We start from the raw sequence: 16,860 nt of genomic DNA, 5'->3' as shown, positions 1-16,860 counted from the left end.
GAGGTTCGAGTGGCTGCTATTCGTATATGCAAGATTCCGGGATGCGACAAGGCACCGAAGGCCCGTGGCTGGTGCAGCATGCACTATGACCGCTGGCGCGTGCATGGCGATCCACTGGGTGGCCGTGAGACATTCAATGGTGAACCTGAGCGCTTTTTTCGAGAAGTCGTCCTTTCCTACAAAGGCGATGAATGCCTAATTTGGCCTTATGGTCGGGATCGGCATGGATATGGGAAGCTTCGACGGAATGGCCGAGATAGAGTTGTTTCCCGGCTCATCTGTGAAGAGGTCAACGGCCCTCCGCCAACGCCGCAGCATGAAGCCGCGCATGAATGTGGATGTGGCAATCTCGGCTGTGTGACACAGGCGCACATCATCTGGAAAACCAGAACGGAAAACCAAAGCGACAAGCTAACTCACGGCACCCATAACCGCGGCAAACAGCATGGCTTATCAAAGCTTACAGAGCACGATGTCCGGCAGATACGGGCATTGAGAGGTAAGATGCATCAGCGTGATCTCGCCGAGATGTTTGGCGTGTCACCTACCACAATAAGCCAAATACAGCGCCGCCTTCGATGGAAGTGGCTCACTTGAATATTCAGGCTCTCTTTGGTCCTTATCAGGCGCCCGTAAAGGCGCCTGATTTGTTTTGCAAGGCGGCGTCGGATGAGCAGCTGCGCATCGAGCGCCTTGTGCAAAGGCTGGAGCGCTCGGTTAAGCGTGCGTTCCTCGACTTCGTGAGGGCCGTCCAGTCACCTGACGTGCTGCGCGATGTGGCCGAATTGCTGGGCCGCGGCGATATCGAGGCTGCGTTGCAGGTCGTGGATCGTTATGTCGCGCGCATGGCGCCGGTCGTGTCGGAAGTCTTCCTCATCGCGGCGCGGGAGGAAGTAAGCGCCCTCGCCTCTCAGGTTCGGGCATGGGCACCCTCGACCGGAATTGCCTTCGATCCGACGAACGAGCGCGCCGCCGCGCTGATGCGTGATGCACAGCTCCAGTTCATCCGCGAGATGACGCAAAGCCAGCGCGAGGCAATCCGCCAAGCGATCACGCAAGGGCTCATGGACGGTGCTGGGCCGCGAGACATGGCGCGGCAGTTCCGCAATGCCATTGGGCTCACGACAGAGCAGCTTGAGACGGTCGACCGGTATCGGCGCGTCTTAGAGGGCGGTCAACGCGTGGCAGTCTATGACGCGGCATTCGATTACGATCTCCGCGACCGTCGGTTTGATCCCACATTGCAGCGGGCGCGCCGGGAAGACAAGCCGCTCACACCTGAGCAAATCGACAGAATGGTGGAGCGCTATCGCCAGCGCTACATCGCTTTTCGCGCCGAGACCATCGCCATCACCGAAACTGGCAATGCTATCAGCGCGGCACGCCAAGAAGGCTTCGACCAGATCACGGAGCAGATCGGCATCCCCGACGATCAGATAGAACGCGAGTGGCGAGTGAACCGGGACGGTCGCGAGCGCTGGAGCCATGGACACATGCAGGTCAGTCGGGTGCAGGGTCGCGAGGCACCATTCATCACCGGCAATGGCGTGAAAATGATGCGCCCTCATGATCCGAAAGGCCCCGCTTCGGAGCGAATCCGGTGCAGGTGCAACCAGATCTTCCGCATCCGCAAGCCCGAGAGGAACGCGACATGAGCCAACCGGGCGCGAGCGACGTCCATGTCGACAGCACCGAGTGGAAGGGCAAGAAGCCCAAGAAGACAGCCTTGGCGAAGCGATCTCTGGAGCCGCTCGATGATGAGCGATCAAAGACGCCGTTCAGTTACGACGGCAACGTGCTCGGCTCCCTGCGCGAAGATCAGGTGCCGCGCTTCTTTGGCGCACTGACCGATTCCGACAAGCTGCCGGCCACGTCCGTGAAGCTCGACGAACTCACCGCGATGCAAAACCGGGTCGACACGGCCAAGGTCAAGGCGATCGCCGAGAAGGGCGCCGAAGGCGGCAAGCTCCCGGTCGTCGTCAAGATCAACGGCCGGCTCTGGATCGCAGACGGCCACCACCGGCTCACCGCGGCGTGGCTCAATGGTGATGAGGAAGCCGAGGTGCGCTTCAAGGACCTCGAACCGGAGACCAACGTCATGAAAACCGAGTTCGCCACCGATGCCCAGGTCTTCAAGGTCGATGAAAGCCTCGGGCTCGTCTTCGGCTGGGCCATCGTCTGCAAGGCGGACGGCAATGAGTATTTCGACAGCCAGGGCGACCACATTCCCGAGGACGCCATGCTGAAGGCAGCGGCCGACTTCATGGCCAATAGCCGCATGGCCAAGGAAATGCATGCCGGCAGCGAGAAGGGAAGCGTTGTCTTTGCGTGGCCCATGACGGCGGACATCGCAAAGGCCATGGGCATCGAGACCAACCAGACCGGCCTCATGATCGCGATGAAACCAGACAGCCCGGCCATGCTGGCCAAGTTCAAGTCCGGTGAATACTCCGGCTTCTCCATCGGCGGCCGGCGCATCAAGGACAGAGAGGTGACCGATGCCTAAGCGGATCATGGAAGACTTCTCCATCTCGGAGATCAGCGCCGTCGACCGGCCTGCCCAAAAGGGCGCCAGGATGACCATCATGAAGCGCGACGACACGGGCGACGAGCCCTACTGGAAGCGCGATTTCAGCCAGGAACAGCGCGAGCAGGCCGCCGAGCGCGGCGAGGCGATGCCGGATGGCAGCTATCCCATCATCAACCGGTCCGACCTCGAAAACGCCATCCGCGCCTATGGCCGCGCCGACGACAAGGAAGCCGTCAAGCGCCACATCATCCGCCGCGCTCGCGCCCTCGATGCCGTGGACATGCTTCCCGAGGATTGGGAAGTGAAGAAGGTCGCCGAGGCGATCGACACCATCGCAAAGCGCTGGATCGATCCGGCCGAAGGCGCGAAGCCCTTCTCCGAGTTCCTCGAAGCCTCCCTCGAAAGTGCCCGATATTACGAGGTGATGGAGGAGGCCGGCCCCGTCATCAATGCCCTCGACAACTCGCTCCGCTCCATTGCCGGCGATACCGGCATGGACGGCACCGCCAAGCAGACGGCGATGCGCGAGAGCGTCGAGGCCTTCATGACCAAGATCCGCGACACGATGCCCAAGATCGAGGAGGACATCGCGGAAGCCCTCACCGACCTCGGCAAGAGGTCAAATGCCGGCGACCCTGCCGGCGATCACGTCAGCAAAGGAAAGGGTTCCAACATGCCTGACGACGTCAAGAAGGTCGCCGACCTGGAGAAGCAGGTTGCCGATCTCACCGCCACGCTTTCGAACGTCCTGAAGATGTCGAAGGCCGAGCGCGAGCACCTCGATGACATGGACGACGACGAGAAGGAGGAATTCCTCCGCATGTCGCCGGCCGATCGCAAGGCCAAGATGAAGAAGCGCGCCGAGGACGATCCGGTCGTCTACAAGTCGTCCGACGGCATGGAATTCCGCAAGTCGGATGATCCGCGCCTGGTCGAGATGGCCAAGCGTGCAGACGAGTCCGACAAGGTCGCCAAGGCCGAGCGTGAGGCTCGCGAACTGACCGAGCTCAAGAAGCGCGCCTCTGACGACTTCGGCCACCTGCCGGGCACCGTCGAAGCCAAGGCCAATGTGCTGAAGGCGATGGGCACCATGGATGAGGAGGTTCGCAAGAACCTGGAAACCATCCTCTCGACCGCTGAGAAGCTCGCCAAGAACGGCTTCGGCATGATCGGCACGCTGCCGGGCAATGCGGCCGGCGCCGAAACCCCTGAAGGCCAGCTTCAAAAGCGTGCCGAGGAGATCAAGAAGGCGGAGAATATCACCTTCGAGAAGGCCTACACCAAGGCGTGCGAGGAGAATCCTGACCTCTACGCCCAGATCGGCACGCCCTCGGTCTCGGCGCCCCAGTAAGGCGCCGTCACTGCTCGCAACCTTCCGCGCCGTGAGGCGCCACGTCCCTCAGATGGAGATTTTCCATGTCCTACAATGAGAAGAAGCGGACGATCTCGCTGATCGCCGCTGCCGACCTGTCGACCAGCCAGTTCCTGTTCGGCACCATCGATTCCAACGGCCAGCTTGCAGTGTCTGGCGCTGGTGCTGTGGCTGACGGCGTTATCGACGGAAGCGGCACTGCCGGCCAGGCCGTACCGATGGCTGTCGAAGGCGTCGTCGAGATCAGGCTCGGCGCCACGCTCGCCGCTGGCGCGACGGTCGCCTCCGCCGCCGACGGGCGGGCGGTGACCGCCGCTGCCGGCTCCCAGCTCGGCAAACTCATCGCAGGCGGCATCGCCGATGATGTCGTGCCCATGCTCTGGGAGAAGGTCGCCTAAGCGTCTTACCCCTCACTGAGCCTGCCAAGCCGCCTCCGGGCGGCTTTTTTCATGCCCGCAACGCGCCGTCGCGACGACGCCGCAGTCCCACAGATGGAGAGCTTCAATGCCCCAGCCCAACATGAGCAACGTCCACGTAAATGCGCCGCTTACCAATGTGTCGGTGGCTTACGTTCAGGACCAGTCCCATTTCATCGCCGACCGGGTGTTCCCGAACATTCCCGTCACCAAGCAGTCGGACCGCTACTACGTCTACAGCCGCGCCGACTTCAACCGTGACGAGATGCAGGTGCGCGCACCTGGCACGGAATCCGCCGGCGGTGGCTACACCCTCGACAACACGCCGACCTATTACGCGCCGGTGTGGGCCTATCACAAGGACATCGACGACCAGATCCGCGCCAACTCGGATTCGGTGCTCCAGCCGGACCGTGACGCCACGATCTTCGTCACGCAGAAGGGCCTCATCCGCCGCGAGCGCAACTGGGCCCAGAAATACTTCACCACCGGTATCTGGGGCACGGAAGTGACTGGCGTTGCCTCCAACCCGGTTCCGGGCACGTCTTTCCTTCAGTGGAATGACGCGGGCTCCACGCCGATCGAGGACGTTCGCGCCGCCAAGCGCGCCGTACTCGAGGCGACCGGCTTCGAGCCGAACAAGATCACTCTGGGCAAAGGTGTCTACGATGCCCTGGTGGATCACCCGGACATCGTGGACCGCGTGAAGTATGGCCAGACGCCGGGCGCCCCGGCCATGGTCAATGCCAATGCTCTCGCCCAGCTCTTCGAGCTCGATGAGGTGCTGGTTTCCAAGGCGGTCTACAATGCCGGCCCGAAGGGTGCGGATTTCGCCGCCTCGGCAGCGAAGGAAGCGAGCCAGTTCATTTCCGGCCCGCATGCCCTGCTCAGCTACGTCACTCCGACGCCGAGCATCATGCAGCCCACCGCTGGCTACACCTTCTCCTGGTCGGGCTGGTTCGGCGCCACAGGTCTCGGCTTCCGCATCAAGAAGTTCCGCATGGAATGGCTCGAATCCGACCGCGTCGAGATCCAGATGGCCTTCGACCAGAAGGTGGTCGGCGCCGATCTCGGCTACTTCTTCGCGAACGCCGTCGCCACGAGCTGATCCGGCTCGTCAATACTGAGGACGGGGCACCTCCTCAAGCAATAGCAACGCCCCGGCTTTCCCTTCACTTCCACCACATCAAGGATGAACGACGATGGCCCGTGCGACCTGGCGTCATGCCTTTGACCGCGACCGCGATTTCATCGTGCGGCGACAGCTCACGATCGGCGGCAAGACCTTCGCCCCCGGCGAGCCCTTCGACAAGACATTGGTGCCCACGCGGCGCCTGCGTCAGCTCTTCGACAGCCATCGCATCATTTATACGGATGTGCCGAAGCCAGGGAACGCCAAGCGTTCAATGCTTGAACCGCGCCGCGCTCCTGCTCCGAGGCACGATCCGAAGCCGTCCGCGCCGCCTCAAGGCGCTGAACCCGTCGAAATCCCCGAGGATTGGGCTTCCAAGCCTTTCCTCGCCATCAAGGCCATCGCCAAGCAGATCAAGCCTGATCTGGACGCCAAGGCGAAAAAGCCGGAGATCGTCGCCATTATCGAGGCGGAAATCACGCGCCGTGCAGGTGGTGCCCAAACTGGGCCGAAATCGCCGGAAACACCTGAGAATCGGCCGTCCGAGGGCGGTGGCCAACCCGTCGAAATCCCCGAGGATTGGCGCGAGCTGCCCGTCGAGGAGCGCATCGCTCTTGCCATGGCGCTGACCGGCGAAACCATCGGCACCGATGAGGATGCCGCTGCCGCGATCGAGCTTGCCATCGAGAGCCGGGCCGAGATGCAGGAATGAGCGGTCCCCTCCTCACCGGCCAGCTTGCCAAGGCGATCTATGCCGGCTTCAAAGGCAAGCTGCTGGCCGGCCAGCTTCGACAGCAATCTTCCGGTGGCGTGGATGAGTACGGGGACCCGATTCCGGGCCCCGTCACGCTCTACGCCATGCAGGGATTCACCGACGAATATGATGATGCCTATCGGGCAAGAGCGGGAATTCCCGAAACCGATCTCATCGTCAACATCTTCGCCCAGAGCCTTCCAGCGGGAATTCAGCCGGGGAAGGACGACAAGGCCCAATTTCTTGGCCAGTGGTATCAGTTGCGCGGCGTGAAAACTGATCCGGCTACCGCGCTTTGGGTATGCCAGGCATTCCGCATCGAGGCACCCGCACAATGACAGTCGAATGGAACGGCGATGCCATCCTCGCCAAGGTGCGCGCCGCCGCCATGACAGGCGTTGTGCGCGGGACAGAGGCAATCGTCGAGGAAGCCGACAGCCTGATGAACGAGACGCCGCGCACCGGCCGCACCTATAGCCGAAACGGACGGACCCATGTGGCGTCTTCGCCGGGGAATCCTCCCGCTCCGGACACCGGGAACCTGCGGCAGCGGCTCAGGACCGACTACGATACCACCGAGCTTACCGGCACGGCGATCGCCAGCACTGAGTATGCCGAGCACCTTGAGTTCGGGACATCCAAGATGGCTCCCCGTCCATTCATGCGCCCTGCTCTCGTCAATAAGCGCGAGGAGATCGAGAAGGATATTGCCGAGGAAGTTCGGAGCGCCCTGAAATGAACGCCCCTCCCCTTGACGTTCTGCCCGGTCTGCGCGCCGCTATCCTCGCCGTGCCGGAGATTACCTCGCGGCTGGCACCCTACAACGGCTCGTTCTCCGTCCACACGCGCCGGCCCGTGCCGGATAACGCCCCCTTTCCCATGATAGTGATCGGGCCGACCATCGCGCGCACCGATGATGATGGCCTTTCGGACTTCCGCCCGACCGCGGTGATCGACATCAACACCTACGGCCCGCAGCCGGACAGATATCGCGATGTCGAAGCAGTGGCCGAACGGATCTACGGCCTTTTCCACCGACAGGCATCGGCGCTCGAGGTGGACGGCTATGCCGTCACTGACATCCGCTGCACCGGACCTTCGCCGGCTCCGGTCGACGATGAGAGCCGCGTCGGCCGCCGCGTTACGCTGACCATCCGCCTCTACGCCAAACCCTGACAGTTTCGGCCCGGATTTGCCCACCGGACCGCATCCAGAAACGCCGCCCTCGGGCAGGCGGCGCCCGGCCCGTCGTGATGACGCGCCCGTCCCTCAGATGGAGAGCCCATCATGTCCAACCTGTATCCCGTTGCAGGCTGCCGTATCTATATCGGCGGTGTGCTCAACCCTGGCCTCGAAGATTTCGAGCTTGCCGACTTCGACGGCCAGACCTGGACCGAAATAGACGGCTGGTCGACCATGGGGTCGTTCGGCGACACCGCGACCCTGATCACCACGGCCCTCATCAACCGTGGCCGCGACGTGAAGCAGAAGGGCACGACCAATGCCGGCTCGATGCAGAATGTTTTCGCCTCCATCCAGGACGATCCGGGGCAGATCGCCCTCATCGCTGCCGGTGCCGGCGCCGTGAAGGACAATTATGCATTCCGCCTCGACTTCAATGACGCGGTACAGCCCGTTTCCAGCACGGTCACCATCACCATTGCGTCTCCCGGCGTCGTAACCTGGACCGCTCACGGCCTCGTCGCCGGAACGCCCGTCAGCTTCTCGACCACTGGCGCACTCCCGACCGGGATCACGGCCGGCACGACCTATTATGTGATGGAGACGGGCCTGACGGCTAACAGCTTCCAGATCTCCGCCACTCCGGGCGGCGCTGCCATCGACACGACCGGCACCCAGAGCGGCACGCATACCGCAACCACGGTTCCCGCTCCCAGCTCGGCCTACTTCTCCGCGCTGGTCATGACCACGGCGCAGGCCGGCGGCGAAGCAAACACGATCCGCAACATCAACGCCACGCTCGAAATCAACTCCAACATCGTGTTCGTCGAGCCCATTCCCGCGCCTCCTGCGCCCTGAGGCACACGCGTCCAGTTCTCCGTTATCGAAGAGGAAATCCCATGTCCGCAAGCAAGGCACGGCTCGGCGCCGGCAATGTCGAAATCGAGCTCGACGGCGAGACCGTCGTGCTCAAGCCAACCCTCCTCGCCTGCCAGACGCTTTCCCGGCAGGCCGGCGGCCTTTCCGCCGCAGTCGAGGCCGTCGGGAGAATGGATTTCGACATGCTGGTGTCGGTGATCGCGCTCGGGCTCAACAAGAAGCCGAATGACGTGGCGGATGCGGTATGGCGTACCGGCATGACGAACCTCATCGCGCCGGCCATCCGCTTCCTCACCATCGTCTCCAATGGCGGCCGCCCACTTGAAGGCACGGGAGGCAGTGAAGACGAGGAAAACCCTCAGGACGCGTGAGCCTGGTCGACTATTTCGACCAGCTCGCGGAAATCGCTCTCGGGTGGCTCGGCTGGACCGAGGAACAGGCCCTCGCCTCGGATGTGAACGCCATCGTGGTCGCCTATGGCGGCAGGACAGACATGCTGCGCTGGATCTTCGGAACGTCCGAAGAGGAAGACGATCCGGCGCCTGCACCTCAGAAGGCGGCAGAGAAGAAGCAGCCCCAAACCGTGACGCCGATGCTGTTCAAGGCGCTCTTCGGGCACAAAATCTCGGAAGGAGCTTAGCGGTCGAGGGGCTCGAATGGATCGATCGTGGCACCTTCGAACAAGGAAGCCGATTCCATTCTGAACCGCACGACGCTTGGCTCTTCCACGTCATAGGGTGCGCAGAGCTCGATGGCGTGAGAAGCTGAAAGTATCGCTTTCTTGAATTCCTCGCCTGAAGGCGAGAAGGATATGACGGCGATATCCTGAACAATTCCGCTTCCATCCAGAGCGACATCGAACTCCGCCACGAAAGCCACTTCGGCCAGTGTCGAAGGGAGGTTCCAGCATCGGGCGGCTTGTTCGCTGAAATCGGATTGCGCAGCGCTCGCGTATTGGGCGCAGATCAGGGCGCCCGCAAACATCAACCCTCGCACTGAAGTCTCTCCCGCTCTGCACCGCGCGGGGACGATAGCGCGCTTCCTACTCAGGGGTAAAGGCCATGGATATTGCTGGCTCGGTAGCGGTCCAGGTCAAGGCCGATCTCACTCTTTTCGAACAGGGGCTTTCAGAGGCAAAGCAGGAGGCGACCCGTTTCGACCAGCAGGCCTCGCGCAGCCTGCAGTCCACAGATCGTGCCACGCGCCAGCTTGGCAATGCAGCCGACCAGGCCACCACCGCCATCAAGCGCATGACTGGCGCCGGGCAGCAGAATGCCATTGCCCTGCAAGGGATGGAACGCGGTGCCCGGGCCGCGAGCTTCCAGATGCGGAACATCCAGTTCCAGCTCATCGACATCGCGCAAGGTATTCCTCTGGCGTTCCAGTCGCCGATGTTCGCTATGTTGAACTTCGCCAACCAGGGCGCGCAGATCGCGCAGATCTACGGCCCTGAGGAGGGCGGCGCGGCCCGCGCCTTCCGTGAGGCCGCTTCGATGGCCGGCCGCTTCGCACTGCGCCTCGCGCCGATTGCCGCTGTGGCAGGCGCCGCAGCGCTCGCCATCGGCGGCATGACCTCGGCCATCAATGAAAACTCCTCCGTCACAGTGACGTGGGGCGATACGGCGCTTGCCGTGGTGCAGGTCGTGCGGGACGCGTTCTACAACATGCTGAAGCCGGCGATCGACGCCATTGCCCCTTGGTTCGCATCGGCATGGGACATTGTTGTGTCGACCACCAAGGAGACGGCCAACAATCTCGTGCGCCTGGTGCTCGGCTCGTTCGAGCTCATCAAGGCAGGCGTGATGAACCTGCCGGATGTGTTCGTCGTCGCCGGCGAGGCTGCGGCCAACGGTTTTCTGAGCGCAATTGAGCAGATGGTGCGAGAAGCGCTCGTCGCCATCAACGGCCTACTCACCGACATAAATGGCATGCTGCCCGAGGGCTTCAAGGTTCCCCTCGCTCCCGCTCCGATGTCGTTCAAGGTGGGCCGCGTGGATATCGGTGGCGAGGCCGCCCAGGCCCGCATCGATGACCGCATAGCTTCTCGCAACGGCGCTGTCTCCGACATCATGAGCACCGATTATTTGGGCCGGTTCTTCGATGCGGTCGAGCAAAAGGCAATCGCCAATGCCTTGAAGGATACGGAGGAAGCGGCCAAAGGTGCCGGTAAGGCGATGAAGGACGCGGCCAACGACAACAAGAAGCCGTGGGAGGAAATCGCCAAGCAGATCGAGAGCGCCAAGGAAGCACTCGGCAAGGACTTCGGCGGCATCCTGCGCGGACTGGTCGACGGCACCATGGAATGGAAGGACGCGTTGACGCAGGCGTTCCAGTCCATCCTCAAATATTTCAATCAGTTGAACATCGCGCAAGGCGGCAAAGGGCTGTTCGGGGGCGGCTTTCTGCAGGGCTTGCTCGGGGCCTTCTTCGGCTTCCGCGATGGTGGCGCCTTCATCGGCGGAAACGTCGTTCCCTTCGCGCGCGGCGGTGTGGTTTCGCGCCCGACGCTCTTTCCCATGGCCAACGGTGCCGGGCTGATGGGCGAGGCTGGGCCGGAGGCAATCATGCCGCTTCGTCGGGGCTCCGATGGGAAGCTCGGCGTCGTCGCCGCCGGTGGAAGCGGCCCGACCAGCATCGTGATCGGGGGTTCCCAGATCATCATCCAGGGCGATGCGAACGATCAGCAGCGCGACGATCTCAAGCGCATTCTCGACGAGCGCGACCGCGAATTGATGAAGCAGCTTCCGAAGATGATCGACAAGCGCACCAATGACCGCAACACTCGCAAGGTGAGGGCCTGATGGCACGGCGACTGGTTTCGTGGCCGCTGGGAATCGGCGTCACGAACATGGAGTTCCTGTCAGGGCCGAGGGCGGTCGGCTCCGGCTCGACCGAATCCATCGGGAACTTCACGCAGACCTTCGGTTCGCCTTTCGGCGCGCTGCGTGTCCGGTTTTCCTTCGGCGAGATTCGTGGCCAAGCGGCGCGCCGCTTCCGGGGCTGGCTCACGTCGCTTCATGGCGGGGCAAACGCCACGCGCGTCCCATGGCTCGACGGCGACGTGATGAGCCTGCAGCAAGCCGGCGTCATCTCGCCGATCCGTAACCAGTATTGGTCCAACGGCATGCCGTGGGCCAACGGCAAACGGTGGAAGCCGTCCTACCCACTTGTGAAAGTCGCCGCTCCTGCCGATCTCGGCGCAACCGTGGTCGAGCTCTCCGACGCGTTCTGGGGCCACGCGCTCGGCATCGGCGATCAGTTCGGGTTCATGCCGTTCCATTTCGGCGTGTACGAAGTGACGCAGGTCTTCGGCAACGGCATGTATCGCATCTGGCCCTCTCTGCGGAAGGCCATCACGCCCAACGACTTCGCAACGCTTCAACCGACGATCGCCATGCGCCTTGAGAGCGAGGATGGGTTGACGAAGAACCGCGATCCCGACTTCATCCGGGGGGGCTCCGCCACCCTGGTCGAGGTCTTCGACTATGACGTGAGGGACTATTTCAACGACGAGTCCGTCCCAACGTCGTCGGTGCTCTCGCCGCAGCCCGAGCCGTTCGGCCTGATGGTCCTGAACTTCGTGGACGACTGGGCGCAGGTCGAAGATGACGCCAATCCGGAGAACGATTACGAGGGGCCGGTGACGGGGGCAGTCACCACGGCCCGCAACTCGACGGCGACCTATTTCGACGCAAACGGCGTGATGCAGATCGCGGCACCCAATGTGCTGCGGCTGGACCATGATCCGGCGACGGGTGGGCCTTTGGGGGCACTGATCGAGAGGCAGGAAACAAACTTAGCGCTTCGGTCAGGTGATCTCTCCGTCGCACCATGGACATGGGGAGAAGGAGGCGCTTCCACTATTGAGCCAGGCGACCCGGCTCCTCTCGCCGGTCAGACATTCTGGCGAATAACGAAGGATTCAAACGCGTCTGATCGAAGGCAGGGCGTCACGCTGCCGACAGGCACGAGCCGTTTTACGGCCTCCGTGTTCGCAAAGCGTGGCAATGTCGATATTACGCGATGGTGGGTTACACTTGGCGGCACTCTGACGGGTAACGCCGAGTTTTCCTTTGATTTCTCCACTGGGCAAATCGTCGGTGCGCCCGGCACCAACGGCAATATCACGCTCAACGACTATGGCGCTATCCCGATCGGGAACGGCATATATCGTTTCTGGATGGACATCACGCCGATAGACTCCACATTGGCGATTGTCCTGCTCGCCAACAATGTCGGTGGTGCGGGGGATCAGCACCAGTATTGGGGGTATCATATTGCGATCGGAGGGGGTTGGCCATCCTCTTACATCGTCACCACTGCGTCTCAGGTCACCCGCGCCCCGGATCTTATTACCAAACAGCTCAGCGATATTCTCTTTTCGGACAGCGCCGGCACGCTCTTGATCGAGGCCGAAGATCATCAGGCCTTCCCGACCTCTGGATTCCGCTATTACGGCGGAGTTACACCCGGTTCGGCAACGAGCAGCTATTTCGGCGTGGGCCTCTACTCAGTTGGCCAGGTTGGCGGCCGTGCAGCCGGCGCTTTTACGCCAACGCTGCCTTATGCATCCGGCCAGAAAAGGATGGCGATCGGGTGGGGCGATGACCAACTTGCCTTTGCGATGAACGGTTCCCCTGTGCAGTCCACCGCGCTCTCACAAGCACAGTCCGGTCTTTCCCTCCTCTCGATCGGCTCCCTTGCGCAGGGCGCATCCTTCATCGCGGGGTGCTACATCAAGCGCGTCGTGCACCGTCCCGTGCGTCTCTCGGATGCCGAACTTCAGGAGATGACAGCGTGATCGACCTTCATCTCCGCGCCGGCAATGCGGGCGCACTCGCTTCGGCTTGCCCATTCCTGCGCGGCGAGGACGAAAACGGCGAACGCATATGGCTCACCTCCGGCGAGGGTTTCTCGCTCGACATCATCGGCCCGGTTGTGATCACGCCCGGTGAATATGACGAGGATGGCACGGAGATCACGCCTCCGGTGCTCGACGAGCGCTTCCACGTCAACCTGCGCTGCACGGACGAGATCGCGGCGCAGGTGCCCGATTCATTCAAGGTTTCGCCCTCGACGCCGATCCGCGTCTGGGCCTGAACTCACCCAAGATAGGATACAAAGATGAACCGCAGAGGCTTTCTCGCGGCGCTTGGCCTTGCGCCGGTTGCTGCCGTTGCTGCTCCTAAGCCTTCCTTGGCCCGGGCATCCAGTGAGATGCGCCCTTTCTGGGTCGAAATCGGCTTCGATGAACGCGGCAGCCTTGAGGTGCGCGCTCATTTTTCCTGTTCGGAGGCGGATGTTGTGAGATGGAAGGGCGAGATCGGCTCTGATCCAGCCGCATTTGCGCGCAAGTTGAACCTAAAGTGCACGCGTCCCTTCGCTTAACCAATGTCCATCTTCACCGAAGACGATTTCGACCGGCTCTCCGGTCCCCACGTCGCACGTTTGTGGTTTGCCGAGATCGACCTTCCCTCCGGCTTGAAGCGCGCTCACAACGGAGTGGGCCGGATCACCGTGGGGGAGCGCGAATGGCTCGGCGTCACCGATCCGCTCGGCGGTCAGCTCGTGAGCGTCACGGCCGTCGAGGACCCGCGCTTCGGCCAAGCCCCGTCCGTCGTGATCACGCTCGGCGGCGTCAGCGCTCAGTCGTGGAAGGAGATCAAGCAGACGGCGCGCGAGATCGAAGGGCGCCGCTGCGATCTCTATTGGGCCGCATTCGATCCGGAGACGGGCGAGATCGACGTGAACCTGAAGAAGCTTTTTCCAGGCAAGGTCTCCGCGCCCGAACTCACCCGCGCCGGCATAGGCCTCCGCAACGCGTCCTTCACGATCGAGAGCATCTGGCAGAGCCAGAACTATCCTTTCGGGGGACGATGGAACGCCTCTGACCAGGAGCGACGCTATCCCGGCGACAAGGGCGGCCAGTTCATCGGCGTGGAAGTGACCGAGATCTTCAACACCTGAGGGCTGCTGACCATGGACGAAATGGGCGCGAAGCTCCTCGCCTTCCTCCAGCGCTTCGAGGGCAAGCCCATCGCCTGGGGCGTTGACGACTGCACCTCATCGGCCGGCCTCTGGCTCGCCGAGAACGGGATCAAGGTTCGCACCGAGCCGTATGCCACACGCGAGGAGGGGCACGCCATCATCAAGAGGCATGGCAGCCTCGTCGATCTCTGGGACTGGGCGCTTGCCGATACCCCGGTCCGCGAGCGTTTCGGCGGCACGCCGGAGCTCGGCGACATCGCGGTCATTGATACGCGCCTCATGGGCCAGGTCGGAGTGATCTGCGCTGCCGGCGGCATCTGCGCATGGCGCAAGGCACATGGCGGGTTCTTCTGGATCGCGCCGCGCTCTTTCGTGAAGGTCTGGGCCATAGCATGACCAAATTGCTGAAGGCGATCCTCGCCGGCTGCGTGTCGTGGCTGGCATTGACGGCGCACGCCCATGCCGACCCGATTTTCACGCCACTGACCTATCTGTTGTTCGCCGGCCCTTTGGGTGCCGTCCTTGGCCCAGCCGCGATCTATGCCGGATTGCAGGTCGCGGCCTATTCCGCGGTCTTGGGTGCGCAGCTCGCGCTCTCTCAGCAGCAGACGCCGAAGATCGACCCGGGCGAGTTGAAGAACACGTTCCAGGAATCGGAGACTTCCGAATATCAGGGCGTCGGCCGCGTCCGTGTGGGTGGCCTCAAGGCCTTCGGCAATACCAAGGGCTCCTTCATCTCCCGGCTCATGTGGCATCTCAAGGGGCCTATCGACGCCGTGGAGGAGTATTTCGTCGGGGGAAGGTCCGTCACCGTCGATCCCGATGGAAGCGTCTCATCGCCGCCGTGGGCGCGGGCGAGCGGCACCTATCTGACGATCAAGTCGAAGTTCGGTGATGGCTCGGAGACGGCATGGCCGGAACTGATATCGGACTTCCCGGACCTATGGACGCCAGCCCATCGCTGCCGGGGCATCTTCCAGTCCCTGATGCGCTTTCGTGTTCCATCCCTCAACAACGAAAGCAGCCAGAAGCTTTTCCAAAAGCTCTATCAGGGCGGCGCGCCGGACGGGATGGCGACGGCCCGCGTCGGCCCGCTCTACGACCCTCGCGACCCGAGCCAGGACCCGGACGACTGGACGACGTGGAAATGGAAGGACAACGGCATCCTTGGTGCCGCCCACATCATGCGCAGCTACCCGGACCTGCACTCGAGCGATTTCGATTGGGATTTCATCGCCGCGGAAGCCGACCGGGCGGACCAACTCATCGCTACGCTGAACGGCTCTGAGCCCCGCTCGCGCTGCTGGGGCATATGGCCTTCGGAATCCAAGCGCGGCGAAGTCATGCAGCAGGTGCTCGACAGCACGGGCACTGAAGTGGTGATGAGCGATGAAGGCCTCATCCGAATTCGCCTGATCGACGATGTGCCCCTCTCCGAAATCACGTTCCGTTCGAAGCACATCACCGAGCTGAACTGGAAATCGGGACCGGAGGCCGTCGAGCGCCCCAATCTCTGCCGCATCAAGTACTATTCGCCCGAGCGCGGCTACGACATGGGCGAGATCAACCTTGCCACGGCGCCATGGGCACGGGTGCAGGAAGAGATCAACCGCTACGGCGAAAAGGTGTTCGATATCGAACTGCCTTTCTGTCCCTCGTCCAGCCAGGCGCAGCGCATCGGGCGAAGGCTCTTCCTCCAGGCCCGGGCCGATGCCGGCTCGATCCGCACCAACATGGCCGGCCTCGCGGCATGGGGCCGCGTCTACGGCACCATCGAGGACGAGGACGCCGAGGAAATGATGCTCTCGCGCCTTGCCTCTCCCCGCGTGGACGATGCGGCGGGACAGGTCGATATCCCCTATGTCGTCTGGCCGCAGGCGTTGATCGACCAACCCTGGGACCCGCCGACGATGGAGGCTCCTCCGCCTGAGCCTGCTCCCGACCTGCAATACGAGACGGATATTCCGACACCTGCCGTGCCGGATGGTTGGGCTCAGGTACAATATCCCAACGGCACATGGGAGGCCCGCATCCGCTTTCCCGATGCGCCCGGCGCGGATGAGGCCGAAGCGAACTATCGCTACTATCCCGGCCCCAACCCCACCCAATGGGCGGCGATGGAGGAATATCAGGGTGGCCCGAATTTTTACGCCTGGGTCACGGCGAACCTGAACGGCATCAAGGCTGAATTCCGGGCGCGATACGCCGACGGCGACGAGGTGGGGTATTTCTCCGATCCTCTCGTGGTCGATCCGATGGGCGTGGACAACACGCCAACGGGAGCGCCGTCGACAAATGTGGATGTGCAGATCGGCGATCCGACTGCCGTGGCGACGTGGAGCATCACGGTGCCAGAACTGCGCGCCGTGAAGCTGACGGTGGAGTACAACTCAGGCGGCTTGGGTGGCGGAAGCTGGCAAACGCTCGCGACTCTCAACGATGTTCGGCCCGCTGTGACACGGCAGGTTCAAGGAAACTTTCAGCGCCCTAGCGGATCGGGCAGCACCACGGTCGATTGGCGCGTGGCCTCCTACACCAGCAACGGCACGATCGGCACTTACGCCACGGGCAGCTTCCAGCTTCCCGGCACGGGCTGATCCCGACCTT

At 62.7% G+C, this 16,860-nt stretch carries 20 protein-coding genes and 1 pseudogene; 20 read left to right on the top strand and 1 reads right to left on the bottom strand.

Features of this window, described 5'->3' with window-relative positions:
* The first annotated feature begins 9 nt into the window (after window positions 1–9).
* The 13 genes from PVE73_RS04845 (at window position 10) to PVE73_RS04785 (ending at window position 8,905) form a co-directional block, all read left to right on the top strand.
* Window positions 10–597, top strand: coding sequence for a helix-turn-helix transcriptional regulator (locus PVE73_RS04845; protein ID WP_277365858.1), 588 nt, complete (start codon window positions 10–12; stop codon window positions 595–597).
* Window positions 594–1,655: a hypothetical protein gene (locus PVE73_RS04840; RefSeq protein ID WP_277365857.1), complete on the top strand. Its 1,062-nt coding sequence runs from the start codon at window positions 594–596 to the stop codon at window positions 1,653–1,655. The genes PVE73_RS04845 and PVE73_RS04840 overlap by 4 nt, the downstream gene beginning before the upstream one ends.
* Window positions 1,652–2,506 (top strand): XkdF-like putative serine protease domain-containing protein, encoded by an 855-nt coding sequence (locus PVE73_RS04835; protein WP_277365856.1) that lies wholly within the window; start codon window positions 1,652–1,654, stop codon window positions 2,504–2,506. The genes PVE73_RS04840 and PVE73_RS04835 overlap by 4 nt, the downstream gene beginning before the upstream one ends.
* Complete coding sequence (locus tag PVE73_RS04830) at window positions 2,499–3,881, top strand: hypothetical protein (protein ID WP_277365855.1); 1,383 nt, start codon at window positions 2,499–2,501, stop codon at window positions 3,879–3,881. The genes PVE73_RS04835 and PVE73_RS04830 overlap by 8 nt, the downstream gene beginning before the upstream one ends.
* 65 nt (window positions 3,882–3,946) lie before the next feature.
* A complete protein-coding gene (locus PVE73_RS04825) occupies window positions 3,947–4,300 on the top strand; it encodes a capsid cement protein (protein WP_277365854.1) in 354 nt (117 codons plus the stop codon).
* A gap of 106 nt (window positions 4,301–4,406) precedes the next feature.
* Complete coding sequence (locus tag PVE73_RS04820) at window positions 4,407–5,426, top strand: major capsid protein (RefSeq protein WP_277365853.1); 1,020 nt, start codon at window positions 4,407–4,409, stop codon at window positions 5,424–5,426.
* Window positions 5,427–5,520: 94 nt separating this feature from the next.
* The gene (locus PVE73_RS04815) at window positions 5,521–6,162 is read left to right on the top strand and encodes a hypothetical protein (RefSeq protein ID WP_277365852.1); all 642 of its coding nucleotides are present in this window, start codon (window positions 5,521–5,523) and stop codon (window positions 6,160–6,162) included.
* Window positions 6,159–6,542, top strand: a complete 384-nt coding sequence (locus tag PVE73_RS04810) for a hypothetical protein (protein ID WP_277365851.1) — start codon at window positions 6,159–6,161, stop codon at window positions 6,540–6,542. The genes PVE73_RS04815 and PVE73_RS04810 overlap by 4 nt, the downstream gene beginning before the upstream one ends.
* Complete coding sequence (locus PVE73_RS04805; RefSeq protein ID WP_277365850.1) at window positions 6,539–6,943, top strand: HK97-gp10 family putative phage morphogenesis protein; 405 nt, start codon at window positions 6,539–6,541, stop codon at window positions 6,941–6,943. Before PVE73_RS04810 ends, PVE73_RS04805 begins: the two co-directional genes overlap by 4 nt.
* Complete coding sequence (locus tag PVE73_RS04800; protein ID WP_277365849.1) at window positions 6,940–7,380, top strand: hypothetical protein; 441 nt, start codon at window positions 6,940–6,942, stop codon at window positions 7,378–7,380. The genes PVE73_RS04805 and PVE73_RS04800 overlap by 4 nt, the downstream gene beginning before the upstream one ends.
* 111 nt (window positions 7,381–7,491) lie before the next feature.
* On the top strand, window positions 7,492–8,244 hold the full coding sequence (locus tag PVE73_RS04795; RefSeq protein ID WP_277365848.1) for a hypothetical protein: 753 nt from the start codon (window positions 7,492–7,494) through the stop codon (window positions 8,242–8,244).
* A gap of 41 nt (window positions 8,245–8,285) precedes the next feature.
* Window positions 8,286–8,636 carry a hypothetical protein gene (locus PVE73_RS04790; protein ID WP_277365847.1) on the top strand — a complete coding sequence of 117 codons (351 nt, stop codon included), beginning with the start codon at window positions 8,286–8,288 and terminating at the stop codon, window positions 8,634–8,636.
* Complete coding sequence (locus tag PVE73_RS04785; RefSeq protein WP_277365846.1) at window positions 8,633–8,905, top strand: hypothetical protein; 273 nt, start codon at window positions 8,633–8,635, stop codon at window positions 8,903–8,905. Before PVE73_RS04790 ends, PVE73_RS04785 begins: the two co-directional genes overlap by 4 nt.
* Here PVE73_RS04785 and PVE73_RS04780 read toward each other — a convergent pair.
* On the bottom strand, window positions 8,902–9,249 hold the full coding sequence (locus PVE73_RS04780) for a hypothetical protein (protein WP_277365845.1): 348 nt from the start codon (window positions 9,247–9,249) through the stop codon (window positions 8,902–8,904). The two genes, PVE73_RS04785 and PVE73_RS04780, sit on opposite strands and share 4 nt — an antisense overlap.
* 1,445 nt (window positions 9,250–10,694) lie before the next feature.
* Between PVE73_RS04780 and PVE73_RS04775 the strand changes: the two are divergent.
* The 7 genes and pseudogenes from PVE73_RS04775 to PVE73_RS04745 all read left to right on the top strand — a co-directional run.
* A pseudogene (locus PVE73_RS04775) lies at window positions 10,695–10,883 on the top strand (phage tail tape measure protein); the annotation flags it as partial.
* A gap of 446 nt (window positions 10,884–11,329) precedes the next feature.
* Window positions 11,330–13,066: a hypothetical protein gene (locus PVE73_RS04770; protein WP_277365844.1), complete on the top strand. Its 1,737-nt coding sequence runs from the start codon at window positions 11,330–11,332 to the stop codon at window positions 13,064–13,066.
* Complete coding sequence (locus tag PVE73_RS04765; RefSeq protein WP_277365843.1) at window positions 13,063–13,365, top strand: hypothetical protein; 303 nt, start codon at window positions 13,063–13,065, stop codon at window positions 13,363–13,365. The genes PVE73_RS04770 and PVE73_RS04765 overlap by 4 nt, the downstream gene beginning before the upstream one ends.
* A 24-nt stretch (window positions 13,366–13,389) precedes the next feature.
* Window positions 13,390–13,653 carry a twin-arginine translocation signal domain-containing protein gene (locus PVE73_RS04760; protein WP_277365842.1) on the top strand — a complete coding sequence of 88 codons (264 nt, stop codon included), beginning with the start codon at window positions 13,390–13,392 and terminating at the stop codon, window positions 13,651–13,653.
* Between the two features lie 3 nt (window positions 13,654–13,656).
* Window positions 13,657–14,232: a transcriptional regulator gene (locus PVE73_RS04755; RefSeq protein ID WP_277365841.1), complete on the top strand. Its 576-nt coding sequence runs from the start codon at window positions 13,657–13,659 to the stop codon at window positions 14,230–14,232.
* A 12-nt stretch (window positions 14,233–14,244) separates the two neighbouring features.
* Window positions 14,245–14,649, top strand: a complete 405-nt coding sequence (locus tag PVE73_RS04750) for a hypothetical protein (protein ID WP_277365840.1) — start codon at window positions 14,245–14,247, stop codon at window positions 14,647–14,649.
* Entirely contained in the window at window positions 14,646–16,850 is a 2,205-nt protein-coding gene (locus tag PVE73_RS04745; protein WP_277365839.1) for a phage tail protein, read from the top strand. Before PVE73_RS04750 ends, PVE73_RS04745 begins: the two co-directional genes overlap by 4 nt.
* The last annotated feature ends 10 nt before the right edge of the window (window positions 16,851–16,860 follow it).

The sequence above is a fragment of the Chelativorans sp. AA-79 genome (assembly GCF_029457495.1).
GTDB lineage: Bacteria > Pseudomonadota > Alphaproteobacteria > Rhizobiales > Rhizobiaceae > Chelativorans.
This window is presented reverse-complemented; position numbering and strand designations above follow the sequence as displayed.